The sequence below is a fragment of the Allobosea sp. genome (genome assembly GCF_017308075.1).
Lineage (GTDB): Bacteria > Pseudomonadota > Alphaproteobacteria > Rhizobiales > Beijerinckiaceae > Allobosea.
Window position 1 is genome coordinate 29269 of sequence record NZ_JAFKFX010000043.1, and the last position, 22833, is coordinate 52101.

Genomic DNA, 22833 nt, shown 5'->3' on the forward strand with positions numbered 1-22833 from the left:
CGCAGGTCCTGCCGCGCCTTGACCGGCCGCGACGAGTCAGACTGCTACCGGCCGATGCAGGGACAGGAGGAAAGCGGCATGCCGAGGCCGGGAGGAGAGGTCGAGATCGCAGCTCTACGCGCGCCCTTCGTGTTGCTCGACGATCGCAGCACTGGCTCGGCTTTGCTCTACGCCGAACCAGTTGAGGTGGTGGAAGCCGAGGGGCTGTCCGAGGTCGCGGCGGCGCTGGCCCGGATCGAGGCGGGGCTTGCGGCGGGGCTGCATGCGGCGGGCTTTCTCTCCTATGAGCTCGGCTACGCCTTCGAGCCGCGCCTGGCGCCATTCCTGCCGGAGGGTCGGACCCTGCCGCTGCTCTGGATCGGATTGTTCCGCGAGGCGCAGGCGCTGGATGCCGCCGCGCTCGACCGGCAATTCGCCGGCGTCGCCGCGCCACCGCCGCTGGACGCCGTCGCGCTCGGTCTCAATGAGGCGCAGCACGCCGCCGCCGTCAGGCATGTGCTCGACTATCTGCGAGCGGGCGATGCCTATCAGGTCAATCTCACCTTTCCGATCCGCTTCCGCTATGGCGGCGATCCGCTCGCCCTCTATGCGGCGCTGCGCGCCAGCCAGCCGGTCGCCCATGGCGGCATCGTCGCGACGGGCGCGGCGACGCTCCTCTCGGTCTCGCCGGAGCTCTTCGTCGAGACGCAAGGCGGGCGGGCGACGACGCGACCGATGAAGGGTACGGTCGCACGCGGTACGGATGCGGCGGGCGATGCCGTTGCGATGGCGGCGCTACGGGCCGATCCGAAGCAGCGTGCCGAGAACCTGATGATCGTCGATCTCCTGCGCAACGATCTCGGCCGGGTCAGCGAGATCGGCTCCGTCGCCGTGCCAAAGCTCTTCAGCGTCGAGACCTATCCGACGCTGCACACCCTGACCTCGGAGGTGACGAGCCGGTTGCGGCCGGGCCTGTCGGCGGGCGAGCTGATCCGGGCGATGTTCCCCTGCGGCTCGGTGACCGGCGCGCCCAAGCTGCGCGCCATGGAGATCATCCGCGAGCTCGAGGCCTGGCCGCGCGACGCCTACACCGGATCGATCGGCGCGATCACGCCGAATGGCGATCTACGCTTCAACGTCGCGATCCGGACGGCGACGCTGCTGCCGGACGGGCGAGGCGTCTATGGGGTCGGCGGCGGCATCGTCGTCGATTCCGATCCGGCGAGCGAGTTCGCGGAATGCCGGCTGAAGGCCCGAGTGCTGACCGATCTCGCCGAGGATTACGGGCTGTTCGAGACGCTGCTCTGGTCGCGGGGGGCAGGTTATCGCCGGCTGGAGCTGCATCTCGGACGACTCGCCAGCTCGGCGGCGGAGCTGGGTTTCCGCTTCGACGGCGAGGCCTTGAGGGCGCAGCTGGCCGAATGCGCCGGCGGTTTCGGAGAGGGATGCGAACAGCGTGTCCGCTTCGAGCTGCGGCGCGACGGTTCCGTTTCGATCCGGCATGCGCCGCTGCCGAAGGAGACGGAGCGGACGCTGACGATCGGCATCGCGGCCGAGCGGAGCGATGCCGCCGATCCGTTCGCGCGGCACAAGACGACGCGCCGGGGGCGCTATGAGCGCTGCTTCGCCGCTGCCGAGGCGCAAGGCTGCGACGATGCGCTCCTGCTCAACCGCGAGGGCTTCGTCACCGAGGCCAGCCGGGCGAACGTCTTTCTCGAGCGCGACGGCGTGCTGCTGACGCCGCCCCTCGCGCATGGCCTGCTACAAGGTGTGCTACGCCGCGAGCTGCTGGAGGCGGGCCAGGCACGGGAGGCCGCCCTGCGGGTCGAGGATTTGCGGGGCGAGGCGTGCTGGTTCGTCGGCAGCAGCCTGCGCGGCCTGCGACGAGCGCGCCTGCTCCTCGACCATCCAAGGCTTGCATCGGCGGTGGCGGATCGGGAATAACCGATAAGGTTAACAAGGAAATCGCCGGCCGTGCCGACGCTGTTCAAGTTCCTGACTTTCCTCGCCGTGATCGGTGGCCTGGTGTTCGGCGGCATGGTCGCGCTCGTCACCTTCGTCAAGCCGGAGCCGCGCGAGATGGTCGAGGTCGTCCCGCCCTCGAAGCTGCAGAAATGAGTCGCCGAAGATGACCCAGCAGGCGCGCGCCTGGGTTAACGCCTTCCTCGACATGCTCGCAGCCGAGCGCGGCGCGGCGAAGAACACGATCGAGGCCTATCAGCGCGACCTCGACGACTATCTCGAATTTTCCGCCGGGCATGGTGGCCCGGCCGGCGTCGCGGCAGCCGATATCCGGGCCTTCCTGGCCGAGCTTTCGGAGCGCGGGCTCAAGGCTTCTTCCGCGGCGCGGCGGCTGTCGGCGGTGCGGCAGTTCCATCGTTTCCTCTACACCGAGGGGCTGGTCGGCAGCGACCCGACCGCGGCGATCGAGGGGCCGCGGCTCGGGCGGCCCTTGCCCAAGGTGCTTTCGGTGGCCGAGGTCGACCGGCTGATCGCGACCGCGCAGCAGGCGGCGGAGCGCGAAGGCCAGTCGCCGGCGGCGCAGGCGCGCAGCCGGCGGATGCGCTGCCTGATCGAGATGCTCTACGCCACCGGCATGCGCGTTTCCGAGTTGATCGCGCTGCCGCTCTCGGCCGCGACGACGCGCGAGCGCTTCCTGGTGGTGCGCGGCAAGGGCGACAAGGACCGGCTGGTGCCGCTCAACGAGGCGGCACGGCTGGCGGCCGCCGCGCATCTCGCCTTCCTGCGCCAGCAGGGCGATGCCGGCGGGCGCTGGCTCTTTCCGTCGGATGGCGAGAGCGGGCATCTGACCCGGCAGGCCTTCGGGCGCGATCTCAAGACGCTCGCCGCGGAGGCGGGGCTGTCGCCGGCCAAGGTCAGCCCGCATGTATTGCGACACGCCTTCGCCAGCCATCTCCTGCAGAACGGCGCGGATCTGCGCGTCGTCCAGGAATTGCTGGGGCATGCCGACATCGCGACGACGCAAATCTACACGCACATCCTCGACGAGCGGCTGAAGAGCCTGGTGCGCGACCTGCACCCGCTGATGGATGGCAAGGGGTAGAGCAGGCGCTCAGGCCTTGGTCGGCTGGTGCTCCAGCAGGATTTGGCCCTGTTTCTCGACGCCGAGGCGCAGCTTCTCGGCGAAGACGGCGAGCATCCAGGGCAGCATCACCTCGACCCGGACGAGGCTGTCCTCGATGTCGAGTTTGCCGTTCACGGTCTGGCCGAGGGCGGCGACGCCGAAATGCAGCGTGTCGCCCTGCCAGTCCTCCTGCGTGAGCTGCATGTGCAGCGTGCCGAGCTTGTCGCGGACCTTGTCGACGCCGCCCTGTAGGCGCGCCCGGGCGGCTTCTCGCCCGAGCGTATGGGAAACGGTGATGGTGACGGGGCGTTTCATCGGCGGCTCCGGCTCATGCGTTTGGCTGTCGCAGCCGCAGAGATGCGCATCGTCTCAGGCCGTTGCAACCGGCCGGGTGGTTCCGGCCAGTCGAGGACGACGACGAGGGGGGGCGCCTGATCAGTTGCTGCGGGCCTGGAGGGCCTGCTGGCCTTCCTGGGTCACGTTCCAGCGCTCGTCGCCGGGCTCGGCGAGGCCCCGTCCCTGAAGCAGGCGCAGCATCGCTTCGCCGAAGATGAAGCGCCGGGTTTCCTCGCTGATGCTCTCCAGCGCGATCCATTCGGGATCGGTCATCACGGGCGCTTGCGTGTTCGTCGCGGTTTCGGCCATTGCGGTCCTCCTCCGTGCCGTTTGTTGCGGTCAGAGGGAAAATCGCGACCAATCTTGGAAAGCATGTGGCAAGGGCAGGGTATCCCTGCGGCAAAAGCCGAGGATTTTCTCGGTTTCGGCGCTCAGCCGAGAGGCAGGCGCAAGCCGGCTTCGGCGGCGCAGGCTTTCAGCGTGAGCAGGATCGCCTCTTCATCGGTGGCGACGCCGTGGCGCTTCAGGCAAGGCACGAGGATCGCGGCCTCGGCATAGCCGGAGAGGCCGACCACCGGGCAGGCGATGTCCGTGACGGCGAGGATGTCGCGGCTCGGCGCGATGCGATGGCCTTGCTCGCGGATCTCCGCGAAGATCGCCTCGGTTTCGGGCTGGTCGAGCCGCTTGCGGAACTCCGGCTCGGCCTCGCGCATCAGCGCGCGCCGCCGTGCTTCCGACTGGAAGGCGAGGATGAGCAGGCCGGAATTGGCCTCCAGCGCCGGGCGTCCATAGCCGGGCCGGACGATCACGCTGGCGTCGAGATGGCCCGCCGTGGTCGCCAGCACCACGGTCTGCGCCCGGCTGAGGACGACGAGATGGGCCGCCTGGCCACTTTCCTCGCTGAAACGCTCCATCAGCGGCAGCACGGCCGCGGTCAGCTGCTTGCCGCCCGGCGTCCGGATGCCGAGATCGAACAGGCGACGCGACAGACCGAGCCGATCGGTCCCGGCCTCACGTTCGAGATAGCCGCGCTGCTGCAGCACGAAGACCATGCGGAAGATCTCGCTCTTCGAGCGCCGCAACTGCTCCGCGATCGTGCGGGTCGAGAGCGGTTCGCCGACCTCGGCCAGGAGTTCGAGGATATCGAGCCCTTTCTCCAGGGCCGGCGCCGCGTAGCTGGCCTTGTCGTCGGTCTCGGCTTCGACGGGGTCGCTCATGATGCCCACACCAATCTGGTTTCATATATGAAGCTTGACATCAAATAAGAAGTCAATCAGCCTCCCCGTAAAGAGGGGGAGACATGACGCCATTGCCGCAGCAAGCGTGGGCAGTCGTCGGGCACCGGACCGCCGGTCCGCGGGCCTGGTGGGCCTGACGCGATGAAGTACGGTCTCCAGTTCCGCGACGTCTTCGCCGCCTGGGAGTCGATTCTCGATGGCGTCTGGATCACCCTGCTTTTGTCCGGCGTCGCGATGGTCGGCGGTCTGGCGATCGGCGTCCTCTGCGCCGCGGCGCGCGTCTACGGCCCGGGCTGGCTGCGCCGCCTCGTCGGCGCCTATGTCGAGGTGATCCGCAACACCCCGCTCCTGGTCCAGCTCTTCCTGATCTTCTTCGGTCTGCCCAGCCTCGGCCTGCGGCTCGACGGGCTGACCGCGGCGATGATCGCGCTGGTGATCAATCTCGGCGCCTACACCACCGAGATCGTGCGCGCCGGCCTCGAAGCGGTGCCGAAGGCGCAGATCGAGGCCGGGCATTCGCTCGGGCTCTCGGGTCTGCAGGTCTTCCGCTATATCGTGGTCTTCCCGGCGCTGAAGGCGATGTTCCCGGCGCTCGCCAGCCAGTTCGTGCTGATGATGCTGGCGACCAGCGTGGTCTCGCAGATCTCGGTCGAGGATCTGTTCCATGCCGCCTCGATCGTTCAGTCGCGCACCTTCCGCGACTTCGAGGTCTATACCGTCATCGGCGTGCTCTATCTTTCGCTCGCCTTCGCCTTCCGGGGCCTCTTCGCGGTGATCTACCGCCTGGCTTTCGTGCAGCGATGATCAGAGAATTCGGCTTCATCGACGTGATGTACCTCGTCGGCGCGGCGCGCTGGACGCTGCTGCTGACCGTCACGGCCTTCGCCGGCGCATCCGTCATCGGTCTGGCGATCGCGATCGCGCGCATCCTGCCCTTCGCGCCGGTGCGTTGGCTGGCTGCCGGCTACATCCACATCGTCCAGGGCACGCCGCTGCTGGTCTGGCTGTTCCTGATCTTCTTCGGGCTGCCGCTGATCGGCATCTCGGTCAATCCCTGGCTCGCGGCGGCCGTCGCCTTCTCGGTCTATGGCAGCGCCTTCCTCGGCGAGATCTGGCGCGGCGCCCTGGTCTCGATCGCCAGGACGCAATGGGAGGCCGGTGCCTCGCTCGGGCTCTCGCTCGCCGAGCAGCTGCGCTACGTCATCATCCCGCAGTCGGTACGGGTCGCGATCCCGCCGACTGTGGGCTTCCTGGTCCAACTGATCAAGAACACCTCGCTCGCGGCGGTGATCGGGCTGGTCGAGTTGACCCGTGAGGGCCAGCTGACGGCGGCGGGCACCTACAAGCCCTTCGCGGTCTACATCACCGTCGCCTGCATTTACTTCCTGATGTGTTTCCCTCTGACCCAATGGAGCCGCTCGCTCGAGCGGAAGCTCGATGTCGCTCGTTGAAATCCGGGAAATCAGCAAGAGCTACGGCTCCAATCAGGTGCTGAAGAACGTTTCGCTCGACGTCGCCAAGGGCGAGGTCGTCGCCGTGATCGGCCGCTCCGGCTCGGGCAAGAGCACCTTGCTGCGCTGTGTCAACGGGCTGGAGGAAATCCAGGCCGGCACGATCCGCGTCGATGGCGTTCAGGTCAACGATCCCGCCACCGATCTGCGCAAGCTGCGCCAGCAGGTCGGCATCGTCTTCCAGAGCTTCAACCTGTTCCCGCATCTCTCGGTCTGCGACAACATCACGCTCGCGCCGCGGGTGGTGAAGAAGCAGGCCCCGGAAGCGGCCCGCGAGGTCGCCGCCGATGTGCTGCGCCGCGTCGGCCTCGAAGGCAAGCTTGACGCCTTTCCCTCGCAGCTATCCGGCGGCCAGCAGCAACGCGTCGCCATCGCCCGCTCGCTCGCCATGCAGCCCAAGCTGATGCTGTTCGACGAGGTCACCTCGGCGCTGGACCCGGAACTGACCGGCGAGGTGCTGAAGGTGCTGGAATCCGTGGCGCAGGAGGGGATGACCATGATCCTCGTCACCCACGAGATGGGGTTCGCCCGCCGGTTCGGCTCGCGTGTCGTGTTCATGCACGAGGGCCGGATCCACGAAGAAGGCCAGGCCGCGGCGGTGCTCGCCGAGCCGCAGACGCCCGAGCTCAAGACCTTCCTCAGCGCCGTGCTGCACTGAGGCCAAGAAACCAGTTCCGGTCCACGAGGGGAGAAAACACATGCGTAAGCTGTTTGCAGGTCTGGCGGCCATGGCCATCGCCGCCTTCGGTGCCGCGGAAGCCCGCGCCGACAAGCTCCAGGACATCCTGTCCAAGGGCGTGGTTCGCATCGGCGTGCCGCTCGATGCGCCGCCCTTCGGCTCGCAGGACGCCAACCGCAAGCCGATCGGCTTCGACATCGAGCTCGCCGAGATGGTCGCCAAGGGCCTCGGCGTGAAGCTCGAAATGCAGCAGATCACCGGCGCCAACCGCATTCCGTTCCTGCTCACCGACAAGGTCGACATCGTCATCTCGGTGATGGGCCTGTCGCCCGAGCGCGCCCGCCAGATCCAGTTCACGGCGCCTTATGCCAACACCTTCCTCGCGGTCTACGGCCCGAAATCCTCGACCGTGAACAGCGCAGCGACCCTCGGCTCGGTCCGCGTCGCCGCTGCCAAGGGCACGACCCAGGAACTCGCGATCACCGAATCGGCGCCCAAGGCCAATGTGATGCGCACCGAGGACGATGCGACCGCCGCCGCCGCCTACATCACCGGCCAGGCCGATCTGCTCGCGACCAACTCGATCGTCGCCCAGGCGCTCGCCAAGCAGAACCCGAACAAGGAATTCGAGCGCAAGTTCACCATCCGCCGCAGCCCGGCCCATATGGGCGTGCAGATGGACCAGCACAATCTGGTGCGCTGGCTCGACGGCTTCATCTTCTTCAACAGCCTGAACGGCGAGCTCGACCGGCTGCACAAGAAGTATCTCGACATGCCGATGGATCCGCTGCCGACCCTCTGAGCAGCCAGCTTTCTTCCGGCCAGGCACTTCGTGCCTGGCCTCCTTTCTTTTCCGGCGATAGCACGGGGCCCGGCCGGCCCTGATCGCCCCTTCGCGTCCGCGAGCCCCGCCATGACCAGTTCCCGCCAGAAGACCGCCCCGCGCCCGTCCTCAGCCTTCCTCACCGTCGATCCCGAGAAGAACGGCAAGCAGGTCGGCTTCCTGATGATCCCGCATTCGCCGCATGACGACGCCTGGGGCGCGACGCGCATCCCGGTCGCGGTGATCAAGAACGGCGAGGGACCGACCGCGATCCTCGAAGGCGGCAATCACGGCGACGAATATGAGGGGCCGATCGCGATCTGCGAGCTGATCCGCGATCTCGATCCCGGCCGCGTGCAGGGGCGGCTGATCCTGATGCCGGCGAACAACGTCCATGCCGTGATCGCCGGCCAGCGCACTTCGCCGGTCGACGGGCTGAACTTCAACCGCACTTTCCCGGGCGATCCGCGCGGCACCATCACCCAGCAGATCTCGGCCTTCGTCAACGACCATATCATGCCGCTCGGCGACGCCTTCCTCGACCTTCATTCCGGCGGCTCCTCGCTCGACATCATCCCGAGCGCGATCGTCGAGCCGACCGATGATCCGGCCCTGCACAAGCGCAATGTCGCGGCGGTGCAGGCCTTCGATGCGCCGATGACGGTGGTGATCTCCAATCTCGGCGAGCCGCGTACCGCCACCGCCGCCGCCTGCCGCAACGGGCTCGTCACGGTCGGCACCGAAATGGCCGGGGCCGGCACGGTCTCGCTCGAGGCGCTGAAGGTCTGCCGGCGCGGCGTCGCCAACGTCCTTGACCATCTCGGCATCGTCGCGCTCGAAAAGCGCGAACCGCGGCGCGGCGACGGCCAGGTGCTCGAACTGCCGGGCACGGCCGCCTATGTCTACGCCACCGCCGACGGCGTCTTCGAGCCCTTCCACGCCAATGGCGAGAAGGTCAGCGCCGGCCAGCCGGCCGGGCGGATCCACTGCACCTGGGATCCGACGCGCCCGCCCGAAACCTTGCACTATGCCGCCGATGGCATCCTCTATGGCCGGCGTCAGCCGGGCCGGGTCAAGCCGGGCAATTGCTGCCTGATCGTCGCGGCGCCTTACCGGGGGACGCTGTCGTGATCAGCCTCGAAGACATCCAGGATGCGCGCTGGCGCATCGCGCCGCATATCCGCAAGACGCCGCTGCTGCCCTATGCGCAGACCAGCACGGGCGAGGATTTCGGCGGCGGGGTCACGCTGAAACTCGAATTGCTGCAGGCGGCGGGCTCGTTCAAGGGGCGCGGCGCGATGAACCGCCTGCTGACGCTCTCGCCCGAGCAGCTCAAGGCCGGCGTCGTCACCGCCTCCGGTGGCAATCACGGCCTCGCCATCGCCCGCTCGGCCCATGTGCTCGGCGCCAAGGCCAAGATCTTCCTGCCGTCCAATGTCGTCGCCGACAAGGTCGCCAAGCTCAGGAAATGGGGCGCCGATGTCGAGATCGTCGGCGCGGTCTGGGACGACGCCAATGCTGCGGCGCTCGCCCATGCCCAGAAGACCGGCGCGACCTATGCCCACCCCTTCAGCGACCCGGTCGTGGTCGCAGGCCAGGGCACGCTCGGCCTCGATATCCTCGACGAGATGCCGGAGGTCGACGTCATCCTCGTCGCCATCGGTGGCGGCGGCCTGATTACGGGCCTTTCGACCGCGGTGAAGGCGCTCCGGCCGAAGACCCGCATCATCGGCATCGAGCCCTACGGCTCGCCGACCCTGCATGCCTGCCTCGCCGCGGGCAAGCTGGTGACGCTCGACAAGCTCGAAACCCGCGTCGCCACCATGTCCTGCCGCCAGACCGACCAGGCGATCTACGAGGCGGCCGCCCGCAATGTCGACGAAGTCGTGCTGGTCAGCGACGAGGAGATGGAGCAGGCGGCCCGCTCGCTCTGGTTCGAGTTCGGCATCGCAGCCGACCTGTCCGGGGCGGCTGCGGCCGCGGCGCTGCAATCGAAGCGCTTCGTTCCGGAGCCCGGAAGCAAGGTCTGCGCTTTGGTCTGCGGCGCCGGAACGGACGGCACCGGCGCCTGAGCCTCAGGGCGCGACGCTGAGCCCATCGACGCCGTGCTTGCGGATCAGCGCGGCGATGAAGCCCGAGGCTTTCGCCGCTTCGACGAAGCGGGTGAGGTAGTCCATCGCCTCGGCCTTCGGCCGGGGCACGCCGATCGCCTGCTGCACGGTCATGAAATGGCCGTCGAGCAGGCGTGTGCCGGGGATTGCGGCACGGTCGGAGATCAGGCGCGGCCGCAGGCCGGCCAAAGCTTCGAGCTTTTGAGCGACGAAGTCGACGGCCGCCTCGTCGAGCGTGCCGGAGCGGATCAGCGTCGCCTTGCGGATATGGCGGTCGAGCCAGAGCCCGTAGGCGGCGCGGCCGGTCACGGCGATGCGCACGCCATCGGCGTCGACATCTGAGATTTGGCGCAGCGGCGAGGCGTCCCGGACGAGATAGGTCGCCTCGATCTCGGCATAGGCCGGTGTGAAGCTGATCGTCTCGGCCCGCTGCGGTTCGGCGCCGATCAGCCCGACATCCCATTCGTCGCGGAGCGCCGCATCGGCGAGCAGGCCGGGATTGTCATAGGGGACATGGCGCAGGCCGGACCCAAGATGTTCGGCCAGTGCGCGCGCCAGATCGGGCGAGACGCCTTGCGGCTCGCCTTCCGGGGACCGGCTCGAAACCAGCAGGAAGTTCGAGAGGTTGATGCCGGCGCGCAGCAGGTTGCCGGGTACCAGATGCTCGCGCAGCGTCGGCGAAAGCGTGCCGATATCGGGCCGAAATTCCATGGCATTCTTCCTGCGACTGCGAGCCGGGCAGTTATGCGCCTAGCGCCGCGGCATGGGCAAGCAGGCGCTGCGTCATGCCTTCAGGACTTGCCTTGTGGGTCAATGGCCTCTACCTCGCTGGGTGATCGCTCGCTTGCCCTGCTGACCGCCCGCAGTCGCGGATCCGCGCCCGTGCGCGTCAAGGGAGTTCCGGCGCGTCAAGGAAGTCCCGGCGCGTCGAGACTGCCGAGCGTCCAACCGACGAACAGGATTTGGTATGTCCCGCAAGAAATCGAAGCCGCTCGATGCTGAATTCGTCATGTTCGACGTGTTCTACGAAGATGGCTCGCGCACCTCGAACCGGCGCGTGCCGAGCCATCTCCTCGGCGGGCTCGACGGCGATGAGCCGGCGCGTGAGGCGGTCATCGAACAGGACCGCGTGATCGCGGAGAAATCCGGCAAGCCGAGCCTGGCAATCACGTCGATCGTGCGCTCCGGCAAGCCGGCGGTCGAGAAAGCCGGCAAGGACAAGTCCGGGCGCAAGGGCTGACCCCGGCGCCCGTTCCTGGCCTCGCCTTAGCGGTTAGCGCTTGGCCGTGCGCCGCTTCGCCGGCTGCGGCGCAGTGCTGCCGGTGAAGAGCGAGCCCAGCACGTAGAGCGCGATGCCGACGCCGAGTACCGCCGCGAGCGGTTCGCGCTCGGTCCGCTGCACCAGCATGCGCCCGCCCTCGCGGGCATAGTCGCGGCCGGTATCGACATAATCGCGGCCGCGGGCCAGGTAGTCGCGGCCCTGATCGAGTTGCTCACGCCCATTGCCGAGGAGCTGGCGGCCGGCCCGCAACGCGTCGTCGCCATAATCGCGCAGCATCCGGCTCCAGCCGCTGGTGTCCGGCTGCCAGCTCGTCGAGCGCCGCCCGGTCATCGCCCAGGCGATCAGGCCGACGCTGACCGCGCCGAGCGCGAAGGCCGCCAGGGGATGACGCTCGACCGTCTCGACCGCAGCCTCGCCGGTTTCCTGAACATAACGCCCGGCATCGCGCAGGCTCTCGCGCGGATCGATCTCGGCGACCTTGTCGCGAGCCCGCTCATAGCTGCCCTTGACGGTGTCGGCTGCACGGCTGGCCAGCTCGCTCGCCCGCTCGGCGACGCCGTTGGCGGCGCGCTCGATCTCGTCCCTCGCTTCGCCGGCGCTGCGTGGCACGTCCGGTGGCATACGCTTGTCGCTGTCCATCACTTGAAACTCCATTTGCAGGGCTCCCTCTGGAAACGAGGCAGCTACGGCAGGGTTCCGTTCGAAAGGGCATAAAAGGGCGGCGTCAGCGCGATCTAGGGATCAGCGCGTGGCGCGCCTGGTGGTGCGGACGACGGTGGGAGCGCTGATCGCGCCGGCCGCTCCGCCGACGACCGCACCGACCGGTCCCGCGACGACCGCGCCGGTGCCGGCGCCGACCGCGGCGCCACCGACGCGCTGCTCGACGGTGTTGCAGGCGGCCAGGCCAAACGCGAGGCTCACGGCGGTGACGAAGACAGCAGGCCGGTTCATCTGACGCTCCCGAAATAGTGTGGCGTTGGGAACGCATCGGGGGCGCGGAAGTTCCTGCATGGCGATGACAGGATGAGGCATCGCGGCTTAATCTCGCGCTGGTGAGTGCGACTCATCGCCCGCAGGAGACTTCCCATGAGAAACCTCGTTCTTTCGACTGCGCTCGCCTGCCTGGCCGCAGGCTTTATGACTGCGCCCGCCTCGGCGCTGACGATGAAGGAATGCAGCGCGAAATATCAGGAGGCGAAGAAGGCGAATACGCTGAAGGGGCAGAAATGGAACGATTTCCGCAAGGCGCAATGCGGCGATGACGACGCCGGCGAGGCCGATGCCGCCGCCGCCGTGACCGAGACGCCCGCCGCCGCGCCTGCGAGCGCTCCGGCCAAGCCTGCTGGCAAGGCCAAGGCTGCGGTGTTCCCGAAGGCGGTCGCGCCGAAATACAGCAACGAGACGGCCGGCAAGGCACGCCTCAAGACCTGCGCTGACCAGTACAACGCCAACAAGGCGGCGAACGCCAATGGCGAGCTGAAATGGATCGAGAAGGGCGGCGGCTACTGGAGCCAGTGCAACGCCAAGCTGAAGAGCTGAGTGTCAGCGCATTCTCGGCCATCGTATCGGCAGTGATCGCACCCCCGGCGCCTTGCGTCGGGGGTGAAGCGTTCCTGGCCGGCGAGATGCCTGCGACGCTCCGGCCCGCCGGCTTCAATCCCACTGGAACCAGGGCAGCGCGAATTGCGGCGCCGGTCCTTCGCGCGCGAACAGGCGCCGGCAGCTCTCGGGATCGACCTCGCCGGCCGCCGTCCAACGTAGCGCGCCGCGGTGGATGCCACCGGCGATGAAGGCAGCGTCGATACCGGCTGCCGCCGCGCCGGCGACGTCGTGCTCGAGCGAGTCGCCGATCGCCAGCAGGCGCGCGGCAGGGATGCCCGACAGGCGCAGGCAGGTCCGGTAGATCCGCGCATGCGGCTTGCCGTGAGAATGAACCGTCCCGCCCATCGCCTCATAGGCTTGGGCGACGAGGCCCGGAGCCTCGTGGAGACGGCCATCGGCGTGGACGCGGTGGCGGTCGGGATTGGCGCAGATCATCGGGATGCCGCGGGAGGCGGCGCGCGCGAGCAGGGGCTGCCACCCGGCGACGGACTGGGCCGGCGGTTCCATGCTCATCAGCAGGATGAAGTCGGCGGCGTCCGGATCGTCGGTCGGCGTCAGCCCGAGGCCGTCGGCGAGGCGCTCCTCGCCCGGCCGCACCAGCAGCAGGCAGTTGCGGCCAAGCTCGCGATAGGCCGGCTCGCCGCCCGCCATCAGCGCGTCGCGCGCATCGTCCCCGGCCGAGACCACGTGATCGTAGAGTGCGCGGGGGAAGCCCAGCCGCGCCAGCGTCGCCTCGTTCTCGCTGCCGGGCTTGCCTGAATTCGAGAGGATGATCACCGTCTTGCCGGCCTGCCGGATGCGCTCGAGACAGGAGAGCGCTTTCGGATAGGGTGCGCTGCCGTCATGCAGCACGCCCCATTGGTCGAGCAGGAAACCGTCATAGCGCGAGACCAGAGCGCCGATGCCGGCCGGGAAATCGGGGAGGCTGCGCCGCTCAGACGATGCGTGAACGGACATAGGCGGAGAGCGCTTCGCTGATGATGACGATGCCGAGGATGGCGATCAGGATGACGATGGCCTGCGACCAGGCGAACTGGTTGATCGAGGCATAGAGCAGGAGGCCGATGCCGCCGGCGCCGACGAAGCCGAGCACGCTGGATTCCCGGACATTGATGTCCCAGCGATAGATCGTGGTGCCGATCAGAACGGGCAGGGTCTGCGGCAGGATCGCCACCGCATAGACCTGGAAGGTACGGGCGCCGGAGGCCTCGACCGCCTCGATCTGTCCGGCGTCGACCTCCTCGATCGCCTCGGCGACGAGCTTGGCGATGAAGCCGACCGAACGCGCAGCGACGGCGCAGATGCCGGCGACCGGACCCGGACCGAAGATGGCGACGAAGAGCAGGCCCCAGATCACCGTGTTGATCGAGCGCGAGAGCACCAGCATGGCGCGGCCGATCAGCCAAGTGCCCTGGTTCAGCGTGGTGTTGCGCGCGGCCAGGAAGGCGACGGGCAGCGCGAAGAGCACCGCGATCATCGTGCCGAGCGTCGCGATATGCAGCGTCTCGATCAGCGGCTGGATGATGCGCGGGAAATAGGACCAGCGCGGCGGCCACATGCGCGCGATCAGGTCCGCCGCCTGCTCATGCGCATCGGCGAAGAAGGCCCATTCGATGTCGAGCGCCGAGACCGACCAGGCGGCGGCGAACGCGATGCCGCCGAGCCAGAGCCAGTGGACGAGGCGCTCCTTGAACGAATAGCGCTCCCAGCTGTCGGGGTAGAGGCGGGCCGGCACCGGCGTGCCGCGCGGCTCGGGCTGATGCACGGTCATCTCAATCTCCGCCGTGCCCAGTCGCTGAACCATTCGCCGAAGGCGACCATGGCGGCGATGGTCAAGAGGATGGCGCTGGCGAAGTCGAAATCATAGCGCGAGAACGAGGCCGAGAGGGTCTGGCCGATGCCGCCGGCGCCGACGATGCCGATCACGGTCGAATGGCGCAGATTGGAATCGAGCCGGTAGATCAGCACGCCGAGCGTCTTGACCAGGACCTGCGGCACCACGGCGTAGCCGAAGATCTGGCCGAAGCTGGCGCCGGTCGCCCGGATCGCCTCGACCGGGCCGGGCTTCATGTTCTCGATGTCCTCGGCCAGCATCTTGCCGAGGAAGATCGCCGAGGAGAAGGCGAGCGTCAGCAGCCCGGCGACCGGGCCGAAGCCGAAGAGCTTGACGAAGAAGATCGCGATGATGACCTCGTGGAAGGTCCGGCCGACCACGATCAGCCCGCGTGCCGCGAGATAGAGCGGGCGCGGCGAGAGATTGGCCGCGGCGGCGATGCCGATCGGGATCGAGAACACCGCGCCGACGATGGTCGCGGCGATGGCGATCTGGACGCTCTCGACCATGCCGGTGAGCAAGAGCTGCCAGCGGCTGAAATCCGGCGGGACCATCCGCTCCAGGATGTTCCAGGCTCGCGGCAGGCCGGCGAGGATGCGGGCCGTGTCTACGTTCAGCGTCGACAGAGACCAGGTGAGATAGGCCGCGAGCGCGAGCCAGAAGGCGAGGCGGCGCCCCGGGCTGCCGAAGATGCTCGGCGCGCGCCACTGGCTCGGGTAGCTGGAAGCCGGAGCGCTCACGGCCGCATGCCGATCAGCGCGGGCTCGTCGTCATCCTCGCTCGGTGCGGGGGCCCAGTCCTCGGCGCCGTAGATCTCGGTCAGCGCCGCTTCGGTGAGCGCCGAAGCCTCGGCGTCGAAGACGACGATGCCGTCGCGCAGGCCGATGATCCGGTCGGCATAGGCACGGGCGAGGGCGACGTCGTGGATGTTGATGATCGCCGGCGTCTGGCGCTCGGCGACGAGCTCGCGCACCAGCCGCATGATCTGGCGCGAGGTCTTGGGGTCGAGGCTCGCGGTCGGCTCGTCGAGCAGAAGCAGGTCCGGCCGCTGCATCAAAGCGCGGGCGATGCCGACGCGCTGGCGCTGGCCGCCGGAGAGGGCATCGGCGCGCTGGTTGTGATAGCCGTCGAGCCCGACGCGGTCGAGCAGGGCGAAGGCGGCCTGGATGTCCTCCAGCGGAAAGCGCCAGCGCAGCGAGGCGATGAGCCCGACATAGCCCAGCCGCCCGGAGAGCACGTTCTGCATCACGCTCAGCCGCTCGACCAGGTTGTATTCCTGGAAGATCATGCCGATGCGGCGCCGGGCGGCGCGCAGGCCCTTGCGGTCGAGCGCGACGATGTCCTCGCCGTTGAGGAGGATGCGCCCGGCCGTCGGTTCGACCAGCCGGTTGATGCAGCGGATGAAGGTGCTCTTGCCGGCGCCGGAGGAGCCGATCACCGCGACGAGCTGCGGCCGGTCGATCACCACGTCGATGCCGCCGAGCGCCCTCTTGCCGGTCGGGTAGACCTTGGTCAGCCCTTCGACGGCGAGGAGCGGCGAGGCGCCGCCCGTCGCCGCATGGAAGCCTTGAGACATCAGTCGCCCTTCAGCTTGGCGAGGCCGTCTTGAGTATAGCTGATGCCGCTCTCGCGCTGGATGACGATGATGTCCGACCAGGCGGCCTTGTAGCTCAGCTCCTTGAAGCCCTTGGTGTCCTTGAATTCCTTGGCGAGCCCGGACTTCAGGAAGTCGAAGGAGAGGAAGGCTTCCTTGATCTTGGCCTGGAGCTCCGGGTTGAGGTCATGGGCGATGCCGAAGGCGGTGCGCGGGAAGGGCGCGGATTCGTAGACGATGCGGACGTCGTCGCGCTTGAACATGCCGCGATCGGCCATGCGCTCGAGCACGCTGGAGGCGATGGGGGCGGCGTCATAGTCCTTGTTGACCACGCCCATGATCGAATTGTCGTGCTTGCCGGAATAGAGGACCTCGTAGTCCTTGCCGGGCACGATGCCCTTTTCCTTGAACAGGATGCGCGGGGCGGTGTCGCCGGAATTCGAGGAGGGCGCGACATGGGCGACGCGCTTGCCCTTGAGGTCGGCGATCGACTGGATCGGGCTGCCCTTCGGCACGATCAGCTGCAGGGTGTAGCCGATCGAGTTGTCATGCTTTTCCATCGCCACGATCGGCCGGAAGCCGGCGAGATTGACCGCGAAGGGCGTCGGTCCGCTGGCGACGCCGGCGATATGCAGGCGGCCGGAGCGCATCGCCTCGACCTGCGCCGCATAGGATTCGGCGCCGAACCATTTGACCTTCTTACCGGTGATCTTGGAGAGATGGGCCAGGAAGTCGGCGAAGACGTTCTCGTAGACCGACGGGTCCTCGACCGGCGTATAGGAGAAGATCAGCGTGTCCGGATCCTTCTGACGCGCCTTGTCGGCCGGGATGTCGGCGAGCAGATCGCCATCGGCGTCGCAATAACGGGCATCGAGCGTACCGCGATTGGGGCAATTCTGAGCCTGTGCCGGGCTGGCCAGGCCGAAGCCGAGCGCGATCAGGCAAAGCGACGCGATCTTGGCGCGCAGCATGGCAACCTCCCTGGAGTGCAGCGCTCCGTTGGTCGGGCGCATGTAAGATTTCTTCCATCCTGATCAAAATTGGCCGGCTAAGCAAGGCTTCACGCGACCAGCCAGTGGATACCCGTGCGTTGCCAGGCGGCGCACAGACGCGCCGGCGGCTCGGCGTCGGTGACGATCATGCCGAACGCCCTGGGATCGGCGATCCGCGCCGTGCCCGTCTGGTCGAATTTGGAGCTGTCCGCCACGCCGAGGACCATGCCGGCACGGCTGATCGCGGCCTGGCGCACCGCGATCTTCTCGAGGTCGAAATCCATCGGCGCGCCATCATCGTCGAAGCCGCCAAATCCCAGCACGGCGTAGTCGAAGCGCAAGCCCATGATGCAGGCGACCGCTGCCCCGCCGACCAGCGAGCCATTGGCGCCGCGGGTGCTGCCGCCGGTGACAGCCACGTCGAAAACGCCGTGCTGGCATAGGATCTGCGCAACCGAGACGCTGGCGGTGACGATCCGCAGGTCGGGCTTGCCGACAAGGGCCCGCGCCACGGCCTCGACCGTCGTGCCGACATCGAGAAAGATCGAGGCGCCGGCCGGTACGATCCCGGCGACGGCCGTACCGATGCGCTGCTTGCCTTGCGGCGAGACCGTCAGCTTCTGGGCATAGGCCGAGCGAAAGCCGCCCGTGGCGAGACCGGCGCCGCCATGGAAGCGTTGCAGATAATTGCTGGCCTGCAATTGGATGATGTCCCGGCGCACCGTCTGGGCGGAGACGCCGAAGCGCTCGGCGAGCGTCTCGATGGTGCTGAAGCCGGCCTGCTGGACGATCGCCAGGATCTGCTGCTGGCGCGGTGTCAGCGCGCTGGTCTCGCGAATGTCTGGGCTGGTCATGGGAGCCGGCAATCCCCTTGGCTTGGGTGTCGCAGACCCGGCCGCGGCGGCCGCCGCGAGGGGAACGGCGTCATCGAGACCCGTACGACGCCCGCTTGTCCAGCCCGGGACCGCCGCGCCGGCCTGTCAGAAAGTCCAGCCGATATCCATCTGCACGAGGTGGCGGCTGAAATTGGTCAGGTCGAGCCGGCCGGGCTGGCCCCTCTCCTCGCCATAGACCTGGACGTTGTAGGCTAGCGAGATGGCGAGCTGATCGGTCGCCTGCCAGTAGATGCCCGGGCCGACGAAAGTGGCGTGCCCGGCGAGCTTGCCGAAGCCGAGCGTGTCGTGCTGGCGCATATGGCGCACTTCGCCGCTGAGATAGACATCCTCGACGACCTGCCAGGCGAGCGCGCCGCCGATGGTGAAAGTGGAGGCCCGTTCATGCGGCGAGGGGCCGGACCAGATCAGGTTGTGCGAGAGGTTGAAGGCGGCATGGAGCGTGTTGGGGATCAGGACCTTGTCGGCCAGCACGCGCATGGTGGTGTTGTAGGTCGAGAAGCGGCCTTCGCCATGGCTCTCATTGCGTTCGAGCCCGGCATCGATGCCCATGGTCAGGCCGAAGCCGTGCCGGCCATGGTTGAGCAGGCGATAGCGCGCCTCGAAGCCGCCGCCATAGGCTTTGTCCTTGAGCCCCTGGCGCTCGATCTGCGAGCGTGTCGTGCCGCCGAGCAGATAGGGACTGACCTCGAGGCAAGGCAGCAAGCCATAGGAGCCCTGCAGCATCGCGCCGCGGCCCAGGGAGCGGCCGCGGCGGACGCCGCCATCGGCATTGAGCGTCAGGCCGAGGCTGCCGCGGCCGAGATCGGCGATGCCGGAGCCGTCGGTGAAGCCGAAGGCGTCGGTGGGAGCGTCGTCGTCGCTATCGCAGACCGATCTGGCGGCTGCCGGATCGGGCCGGCCTTCGATCGCTTGCGCCGGAGCGAGCATGGAGAGAGTGATCGCGAGGCCGGTAGCCAATGCGCAAAGGGAAGATAGGAAGTTCGACAAGATTGTGCACTCGCCATGTCAGCCAGAAAGCCTGCCATGGCCGATACGTTCCTAAACCGGCGTGAAGATCACCGCGTCGGATACCGGATCGGGCCGCATTTCGCCTCATTTTGGTCGTCGAGGTTAACGGATCGCTCTCAACCTCCGCAGCCTTGTCGCGATCGCAGCTGATGCGCGCCGATCGCTTGGAGCGACCGTCCCGGGCGCGGGCACCGCCGTCCCGGGCGCATCTTCGACCAGGCTGTGCCGGCCATCCGGTCGTGGCGGTCAGGCCGCCCCGATCTCCGTCAGCCGGCTCATCTGGCTGCGGGTCCAGCGCGGGACATCGTTGCGCTGCCAGACCTGCGAGAGCGCATCCAGGAAGGCGGCCTCGTCCTCATCGGTGTGGAACGGGTTGGGCGTGACGCGCAGTCGCTCCGTTCCGCGTGGTACGGTCGGGTAGTTGATCGGCTGCACATAGATCCCGTGCTGCTCCATCAATTCGTCGGTCAGGTGCTTGGCGAGGCCGGCATCGCCGATCATGACCGGCAGGATATGGCTCGGGCTCGGCAGGACGGGAAGCTCCAAAGCCTCCAGCCCGGCCTTGACCGAACGCACCCGGCGATGAAGCGTCTCGCGCTCCACGGAGCTGGACTTCAGATGCGCGATCGCGGCGCGGACACCGGCGACGGTCGCCGGCGGCAGCGCCGTCGAGAAGATGAAGCCGGGCGCATGGCTGCGGACGAAATCGACGACCTCCGCCCCGCCGGCGATATAGCCGCCGATCGCGCCAAAACCCTTGCTGAGCGTGCCCTGGACGATGTCGATGCGGCTCATCAGGCTTTCCGCCTCGGCGATACCCCCGCCACGGGGGCCGTAGAGGCCGACGCTGTGAACCTCGTCGAGATAGGTCAGGGCGTTGTAGCGCTCGGCGAGATCGCAGATCGCCGCCATGGGCGCGAAGTCGCCATCCATGGAATAGCAGCTCTCGAAGCAGATCAGCTTCGGCCGGCCGGGCTCGATCGCCTTCAGCTTGCGCTCGAGATCCTCGACGTCATTGTGGCGGAACAGCTTCTTGGCGACGCCGGAACGGCGGATGCCCTCGATCATCGAGGCATGGTTCAGCGTGTCCGAGAGGACCACGCAATCCGGCAGCAGCCTGACGAGCGTCGAGAGGGCGGCGTCATTGGCGGCATAGCCCGAGGTGAAGACGAGGGCGGCTTCCTTGGCGTGGAGATCGGCCAAGTCTTCCTCCAGCCGGACATGCTCATGGCTGGTGCCGGAGATGTTGCGCGTGCCGCCCGCACCGGCCCCGAAGCTCGACAGGGCACTGCGGGCCGCGTCGAGCACGGCCGGATGAACGCTCATCCCGAGATAGTCGTTCGAGCACCAGATCGTCACCGGCCGCTGGACGCGGTGGTCATAGGCGCGGATCGGGTTGCCGGGCAGGCGCTCGAGATTGGCGAAGACGCGATAGCGCCTTTCGCGTTTCAGGCTGTCCAGCGCGCCGCTGAAAAAGCGGGAATAATCGAAATCCATCGTCTCGCCATATGCTTGGCGGCGCCCGTCATGACGCGGCGGGCTCCGCTTGGTTGTGCCGGCGCCCGGTGCCTGCGACCGCAGCGACCGGTGTGAAGGCATTGCGTCTCCAGCAGGCGCGGCGGCGTTCCGACCGGGCGCCGCCGGAGTTCCGACCGCCATCGGCTTTAGGTCAGGCCGTGACGGGATGGGCGTCGGTCAGACGCCGGATCTCCTCCCTGATCGCGGGCTCGTCGAGGGTCTCGCCGCGCGCGCCGCGCAGGACGGCGAGGATGAGCTCGCCGACTGCGCGGAAGGTCTCGGCGTCGAAGCCGCGCGAGGTTCCGGCGGGCGTGCCGAAGCGGATGCCGGAGGTGATGGTCGGCGGCTGGGGGTCGTAGGGCACGGTGTTCTTGTTGGCGGTCAGGCCGAACCGCTCCAGAGCCTCGATGGCGACCTTGCCGGAAATGCCGAAGGGCTGGAGGTCGACCAGGAGCAGATGGCAGTCGGTGCCGCCGGTGACGAGCCGCAGCCCGCCGGCGCTGAGCGTCTCGGCGAGGGCCCGGGCATTCTCGACGACAGCCCCGGAGTAATCCGCGAAGGAGGGCTGCAGAGCTTCGTGAAATGCTGCGGCCTTGCCGGCGATGACATGCATGAGGGGACCGCCCTGCGTGCCCGGGAAGACGGCCTTGTCGATCTTCCTGGCGATCTCGGCATCATTGGTCAGGATGAGCCCGCCGCGCGGCCCGCGCAGCGTCTTGTGCGTGGTCGAGGTCACGACATGCGCGTGCGGAACCGGATCGGGATAGAGCCCGGTCGCGATCAGCCCGGCATAATGCGCGACATCGGCGACGAGATAGGCGCCGACCTCGTCGGCGATGGCGCGCATCCGGGCAAAATCGATGGCGCGCGGATAGGCGGAGCCGCCGGCGAAGATCAGGCGCGGCCGGCTCTCCCTGGCGATGCGCGCCATCTCCTCATAGTCGATGAGCTCATCGTCCCTGCGCACTGCATAGGGCACGACCTCGAACCAGCGGCCGGACAGGCTGACCGGCGAGCCATGGGTGAGATGGCCGCCGCAGGACAGGTCCAGGCCCATGATCCGGTCGCCCGGCTTCAGCAGCGCGAAGAGAACGGCGATGTTGGCGTTGGCGCCGGAATGCGGTTGGACATTGGCGAAGGCCGCGCCAAACAGCTCGCAGATCCGCTCGATCGCGAGTTGCTCGACCTTGTCGACCGCTTCGCAGCCGCCGTAATAGCGGCGGCCCGGATAGCCCTCGGCATATTTGTTGGTCAGGAGCGAGCCCTGGGCGGCGCGGACCGCCCGGCTGACGATGTTCTCCGAGGCGATCAATTCGATATGGCGGTGTTGACGCTCAGCTTCTTCGGCCAGCGCCGCCGAAAGCGCGGGATCGGGTAGATCGTTCATTTAGACAGTCCTTCGAGCCAATCCGCCAGCATCTGCCGGGCGGCCTCGCGCAGAGCCGGGCCGAAACGCTCGGCATCCGCACGCAGATTTCGGGGAGCGATCCCGGCCGCCGCCAGCTCGACGGCATGGCCGACCAGCCAGCGCTCGATTCCGGCGCAGGCATTGACCTCGGGATGGAATTGCAGGCCGAGGACATTGCGGCCAAGCGCGAAGCCCTGCGTCGCGCAGAGCGGCGTCGCGGCGAGATTGTCCGCGCCCTCGGGGATCTCGAATGCGTCGCCGTGCCAGTGGAGCACCGGGACACCGTCGAGATGGCGCAGCGGGCCGGCGTGGCCGGCCGCCGTCAGGATCAGCTCCGAGAAGCCGATCTCCTTGACGCCGCTCGGCGCCACCTTTGCGCCGAGCGTCGCGGCGATCTGCTGGGCGCCGAGGCAGATGCCCAGGGTCGGCAGGTTCGACGCCAGGCGTGCGGCGAGAATCCGCCGCTCCTGCCTGAGGAAAGGGTAGGTCTCGTCCTCGTAGACGCCGACCGGGCCGCCGAGGACCACGAGCAGCTCGGGCAGGAGCGGGTCGAGCGTCCAAAGCTCGTTCACGTCGAGGTCGTAGTAATGGATGCGATAGCCGCGTGCCGTCAGCACCGCCTCGAAGGTGCCGAGATCCTCGAAATCGAGATGCCGGATGACGATCGCGGTCTTCAGCGTGGCTGGAACTCTCCTGGGCGCTGCGGCCATCGACAGGTCCTTCACGATCGGGATGCGCGCTTGCGGGTTCGGGCCCAGCGCTAGATCGCCGCGCGTCCGTTCGGACGCGGTCACGGTGATCTATCTTGTTGTTATTGCATCGGAGTTTCCCGAAAAGTGGATTCCACTTTTCGGTCCGATGCTATAGAGCACGCCAGGTGCTGCAGGGCGTGCCGGGTTCGCGAAGGCGGCTGGGCCGGCTCTTGGCGTTGCCGCCG

The 22833-nt window shown here is 67.8% G+C and carries 27 protein-coding genes; 11 read left to right on the forward strand and 16 right to left on the reverse strand.

The features are described 5' to 3' along the window. The first annotated feature begins 78 nt into the window (after window positions 1–78). The 3 genes from J0J10_RS22325 to J0J10_RS22335 are packed head-to-tail and all read left to right on the forward strand — an operon-like array spanning window position 79 to window position 3043. Window positions 79–1923, forward strand: coding sequence for an aminodeoxychorismate synthase component I (locus J0J10_RS22325; RefSeq protein ID WP_291649344.1), 1845 nt, complete (start codon window positions 79–81; stop codon window positions 1921–1923). A gap of 30 nt (window positions 1924–1953) precedes the next feature. Further along, window positions 1954–2097: a histidine kinase gene (locus tag J0J10_RS22330; protein WP_291641778.1), complete on the forward strand. Its 144-nt coding sequence runs from the start codon at window positions 1954–1956 to the stop codon at window positions 2095–2097. A 10-nt stretch (window positions 2098–2107) separates the two neighbouring features. Next, window positions 2108–3043, forward strand: a complete 936-nt coding sequence (locus J0J10_RS22335) for a site-specific tyrosine recombinase XerD (protein WP_291649346.1) — start codon at window positions 2108–2110, stop codon at window positions 3041–3043. 9 nt (window positions 3044–3052) lie between these two features. On the opposite strand, the gene J0J10_RS22340 is transcribed toward J0J10_RS22335, so the two are convergent. The 3 genes from J0J10_RS22340 to J0J10_RS22350 form a co-directional block, all read right to left on the reverse strand. Further along, window positions 3053–3379 carry a polyhydroxyalkanoic acid system family protein gene (locus J0J10_RS22340; RefSeq protein ID WP_291641774.1) on the reverse strand — a complete coding sequence of 109 codons (327 nt, stop codon included), beginning with the start codon at window positions 3377–3379 and terminating at the stop codon, window positions 3053–3055. Window positions 3380–3499: 120 nt separating this feature from the next. Beyond that, on the reverse strand, window positions 3500–3709 hold the full coding sequence (locus tag J0J10_RS22345) for a hypothetical protein (protein ID WP_291641772.1): 210 nt from the start codon (window positions 3707–3709) through the stop codon (window positions 3500–3502). A gap of 122 nt (window positions 3710–3831) precedes the next feature. Then, complete coding sequence (locus J0J10_RS22350; protein WP_291641770.1) at window positions 3832–4617, reverse strand: IclR family transcriptional regulator; 786 nt, start codon at window positions 4615–4617, stop codon at window positions 3832–3834. A gap of 162 nt (window positions 4618–4779) precedes the next feature. Between J0J10_RS22350 and J0J10_RS22355 the strand changes: the two genes are divergently transcribed. From J0J10_RS22355 to J0J10_RS22380, 6 genes are all read left to right on the forward strand, one after another. Further along, on the forward strand, window positions 4780–5442 hold the full coding sequence (locus tag J0J10_RS22355) for an amino acid ABC transporter permease (protein WP_291649348.1): 663 nt from the start codon (window positions 4780–4782) through the stop codon (window positions 5440–5442). After that, complete coding sequence (locus tag J0J10_RS22360; protein ID WP_291649350.1) at window positions 5439–6089, forward strand: amino acid ABC transporter permease; 651 nt, start codon at window positions 5439–5441, stop codon at window positions 6087–6089. Before J0J10_RS22355 ends, J0J10_RS22360 begins: the two co-directional genes overlap by 4 nt. Then, window positions 6076–6807 carry an amino acid ABC transporter ATP-binding protein gene (locus J0J10_RS22365; RefSeq protein WP_291649351.1) on the forward strand — a complete coding sequence of 244 codons (732 nt, stop codon included), beginning with the start codon at window positions 6076–6078 and terminating at the stop codon, window positions 6805–6807. The genes J0J10_RS22360 and J0J10_RS22365 overlap by 14 nt, the downstream gene beginning before the upstream one ends. 40 nt (window positions 6808–6847) lie before the next feature. Continuing rightward, window positions 6848–7630, forward strand: coding sequence for a transporter substrate-binding domain-containing protein (locus J0J10_RS22370; protein WP_291649352.1), 783 nt, complete (start codon window positions 6848–6850; stop codon window positions 7628–7630). A gap of 111 nt (window positions 7631–7741) precedes the next feature. Then, window positions 7742–8782, forward strand: a complete 1041-nt coding sequence (locus J0J10_RS22375; RefSeq protein ID WP_291649355.1) for a succinylglutamate desuccinylase/aspartoacylase family protein — start codon at window positions 7742–7744, stop codon at window positions 8780–8782. Beyond that, window positions 8779–9723 carry a threonine ammonia-lyase gene (locus tag J0J10_RS22380; protein ID WP_291649357.1) on the forward strand — a complete coding sequence of 315 codons (945 nt, stop codon included), beginning with the start codon at window positions 8779–8781 and terminating at the stop codon, window positions 9721–9723. The genes J0J10_RS22375 and J0J10_RS22380 overlap by 4 nt, the downstream gene beginning before the upstream one ends. A gap of 3 nt (window positions 9724–9726) precedes the next feature. Here the strand turns inward: J0J10_RS22380 and J0J10_RS22385 are convergent, their stop codons facing one another. After that, the gene (locus J0J10_RS22385) at window positions 9727–10473 is read right to left on the reverse strand and encodes a transporter substrate-binding domain-containing protein (RefSeq protein ID WP_291649359.1); all 747 of its coding nucleotides are present in this window, start codon (window positions 10471–10473) and stop codon (window positions 9727–9729) included. Window positions 10474–10729: 256 nt separating this feature from the next. Between J0J10_RS22385 and J0J10_RS22390 the strand changes: the two genes are divergently transcribed. After that, window positions 10730–11002, forward strand: coding sequence for a hypothetical protein (locus tag J0J10_RS22390; RefSeq protein ID WP_291649361.1), 273 nt, complete (start codon window positions 10730–10732; stop codon window positions 11000–11002). Between the two features lie 33 nt (window positions 11003–11035). On the opposite strand, the gene J0J10_RS22395 is transcribed toward J0J10_RS22390, so the two are convergent. Together J0J10_RS22395 and J0J10_RS22400 are read right to left on the reverse strand one after the other, a co-directional pair. Next, on the reverse strand, window positions 11036–11683 hold the full coding sequence (locus tag J0J10_RS22395) for a hypothetical protein (protein ID WP_291649363.1): 648 nt from the start codon (window positions 11681–11683) through the stop codon (window positions 11036–11038). A gap of 102 nt (window positions 11684–11785) precedes the next feature. Next, window positions 11786–11995, reverse strand: a complete 210-nt coding sequence (locus J0J10_RS22400; RefSeq protein WP_291649365.1) for a hypothetical protein — start codon at window positions 11993–11995, stop codon at window positions 11786–11788. Between the two features lie 135 nt (window positions 11996–12130). Between J0J10_RS22400 and J0J10_RS22405 the strand changes: the two genes are divergently transcribed. After that, window positions 12131–12583 (forward strand): hypothetical protein, encoded by a 453-nt coding sequence (locus J0J10_RS22405; protein ID WP_291649367.1) that lies wholly within the window; start codon window positions 12131–12133, stop codon window positions 12581–12583. Between the two features lie 114 nt (window positions 12584–12697). On the opposite strand, the gene J0J10_RS22410 is transcribed toward J0J10_RS22405, so the two are convergent. From J0J10_RS22410 to J0J10_RS22455, 10 genes are all read right to left on the reverse strand, one after another. Continuing rightward, window positions 12698–13603, reverse strand: a complete 906-nt coding sequence (locus J0J10_RS22410; RefSeq protein ID WP_291649369.1) for a TIGR01459 family HAD-type hydrolase — start codon at window positions 13601–13603, stop codon at window positions 12698–12700. Next, window positions 13581–14417: a phosphonate ABC transporter, permease protein PhnE gene (gene phnE / locus J0J10_RS22415; protein WP_291649372.1), complete on the reverse strand. Its 837-nt coding sequence runs from the start codon at window positions 14415–14417 to the stop codon at window positions 13581–13583. The genes J0J10_RS22410 and phnE (J0J10_RS22415) overlap by 23 nt, the downstream gene beginning before the upstream one ends. After that, the gene (phnE, locus tag J0J10_RS22420) at window positions 14414–15220 is read right to left on the reverse strand and encodes a phosphonate ABC transporter, permease protein PhnE (RefSeq protein WP_291649374.1); all 807 of its coding nucleotides are present in this window, start codon (window positions 15218–15220) and stop codon (window positions 14414–14416) included. The genes phnE (J0J10_RS22415) and phnE (J0J10_RS22420) overlap by 4 nt, the downstream gene beginning before the upstream one ends. Then, window positions 15217–16056, reverse strand: coding sequence for a phosphonate ABC transporter ATP-binding protein (gene phnC / locus J0J10_RS22425; RefSeq protein WP_291649376.1), 840 nt, complete (start codon window positions 16054–16056; stop codon window positions 15217–15219). Before phnC ends, phnE (J0J10_RS22420) begins: the two co-directional genes overlap by 4 nt. After that, on the reverse strand, window positions 16056–17087 hold the full coding sequence (gene phnD, locus J0J10_RS22430; RefSeq protein ID WP_291649378.1) for a phosphate/phosphite/phosphonate ABC transporter substrate-binding protein: 1032 nt from the start codon (window positions 17085–17087) through the stop codon (window positions 16056–16058). Before phnD ends, phnC begins: the two co-directional genes overlap by 1 nt. Window positions 17088–17134: 47 nt before the next feature. Further along, complete coding sequence (locus J0J10_RS22435) at window positions 17135–17920, reverse strand: DeoR/GlpR family DNA-binding transcription regulator (RefSeq protein ID WP_291649380.1); 786 nt, start codon at window positions 17918–17920, stop codon at window positions 17135–17137. Window positions 17921–18046: 126 nt separating this feature from the next. Continuing rightward, complete coding sequence (locus J0J10_RS22440; protein ID WP_291649382.1) at window positions 18047–18889, reverse strand: hypothetical protein; 843 nt, start codon at window positions 18887–18889, stop codon at window positions 18047–18049. Between the two features lie 327 nt (window positions 18890–19216). Next, window positions 19217–20467, reverse strand: a complete 1251-nt coding sequence (hemA, locus tag J0J10_RS22445; protein ID WP_291649384.1) for a 5-aminolevulinate synthase — start codon at window positions 20465–20467, stop codon at window positions 19217–19219. Window positions 20468–20639: 172 nt separating this feature from the next. Further along, a complete protein-coding gene (gene glyA, locus J0J10_RS22450; RefSeq protein WP_291649386.1) occupies window positions 20640–21875 on the reverse strand; it encodes a serine hydroxymethyltransferase in 1236 nt (411 codons plus the stop codon). After that, the gene (locus J0J10_RS22455; protein WP_291649388.1) at window positions 21872–22690 is read right to left on the reverse strand and encodes a glutamine amidotransferase; all 819 of its coding nucleotides are present in this window, start codon (window positions 22688–22690) and stop codon (window positions 21872–21874) included. Before J0J10_RS22455 ends, glyA begins: the two co-directional genes overlap by 4 nt. Between the last annotated feature and the right edge of the window lie 143 nt (window positions 22691–22833).

Coding starts and splice junctions, on each gene's coding strand:
- J0J10_RS22325 (WP_291649344.1), top strand. CDS start 79: ATGCCGAGGCCGGGAGGAGAGGTCGAGATCGCAGCTCTACGCGCGCCC.
- J0J10_RS22335 (WP_291649346.1), top strand. CDS start 2,108: ATGACCCAGCAGGCGCGCGCCTGGGTTAACGCCTTCCTCGACATGCTC.
- J0J10_RS22340 (WP_291641774.1), bottom strand. CDS start 3,379: ATGAAACGCCCCGTCACCATCACCGTTTCCCATACGCTCGGGCGAGAA.
- J0J10_RS22345 (WP_291641772.1), bottom strand. CDS start 3,709: ATGGCCGAAACCGCGACGAACACGCAAGCGCCCGTGATGACCGATCCC.
- J0J10_RS22350 (WP_291641770.1), bottom strand. CDS start 4,617: ATGAGCGACCCCGTCGAAGCCGAGACCGACGACAAGGCCAGCTACGCG.
- J0J10_RS22355 (WP_291649348.1), top strand. CDS start 4,780: ATGAAGTACGGTCTCCAGTTCCGCGACGTCTTCGCCGCCTGGGAGTCG.
- J0J10_RS22360 (WP_291649350.1), top strand. CDS start 5,439: ATGATCAGAGAATTCGGCTTCATCGACGTGATGTACCTCGTCGGCGCG.
- J0J10_RS22365 (WP_291649351.1), top strand. CDS start 6,076: ATGTCGCTCGTTGAAATCCGGGAAATCAGCAAGAGCTACGGCTCCAAT.
- J0J10_RS22370 (WP_291649352.1), top strand. CDS start 6,848: ATGCGTAAGCTGTTTGCAGGTCTGGCGGCCATGGCCATCGCCGCCTTC.
- J0J10_RS22375 (WP_291649355.1), top strand. CDS start 7,742: ATGACCAGTTCCCGCCAGAAGACCGCCCCGCGCCCGTCCTCAGCCTTC.
- J0J10_RS22385 (WP_291649359.1), bottom strand. CDS start 10,473: ATGGAATTTCGGCCCGATATCGGCACGCTTTCGCCGACGCTGCGCGAG.
- J0J10_RS22390 (WP_291649361.1), top strand. CDS start 10,730: ATGTCCCGCAAGAAATCGAAGCCGCTCGATGCTGAATTCGTCATGTTC.
- J0J10_RS22395 (WP_291649363.1), bottom strand. CDS start 11,683: ATGGACAGCGACAAGCGTATGCCACCGGACGTGCCACGCAGCGCCGGC.
- J0J10_RS22400 (WP_291649365.1), bottom strand. CDS start 11,995: ATGAACCGGCCTGCTGTCTTCGTCACCGCCGTGAGCCTCGCGTTTGGC.
- J0J10_RS22405 (WP_291649367.1), top strand. CDS start 12,131: ATGAGAAACCTCGTTCTTTCGACTGCGCTCGCCTGCCTGGCCGCAGGC.
- J0J10_RS22410 (WP_291649369.1), bottom strand. CDS start 13,603: ATGTCCGTTCACGCATCGTCTGAGCGGCGCAGCCTCCCCGATTTCCCG.
- phnE (WP_291649372.1), bottom strand. CDS start 14,417: ATGACCGTGCATCAGCCCGAGCCGCGCGGCACGCCGGTGCCGGCCCGC.
- phnC (WP_291649376.1), bottom strand. CDS start 16,056: ATGTCTCAAGGCTTCCATGCGGCGACGGGCGGCGCCTCGCCGCTCCTC.
- phnD (WP_291649378.1), bottom strand. CDS start 17,087: ATGCGCCCGACCAACGGAGCGCTGCACTCCAGGGAGGTTGCCATGCTG.
- J0J10_RS22435 (WP_291649380.1), bottom strand. CDS start 17,920: ATGACCAGCCCAGACATTCGCGAGACCAGCGCGCTGACACCGCGCCAG.
- J0J10_RS22440 (WP_291649382.1), bottom strand. CDS start 18,889: ATGCTCGCTCCGGCGCAAGCGATCGAAGGCCGGCCCGATCCGGCAGCC.
- hemA (WP_291649384.1), bottom strand. CDS start 20,467: ATGGATTTCGATTATTCCCGCTTTTTCAGCGGCGCGCTGGACAGCCTG.
- glyA (WP_291649386.1), bottom strand. CDS start 21,875: ATGAACGATCTACCCGATCCCGCGCTTTCGGCGGCGCTGGCCGAAGAA.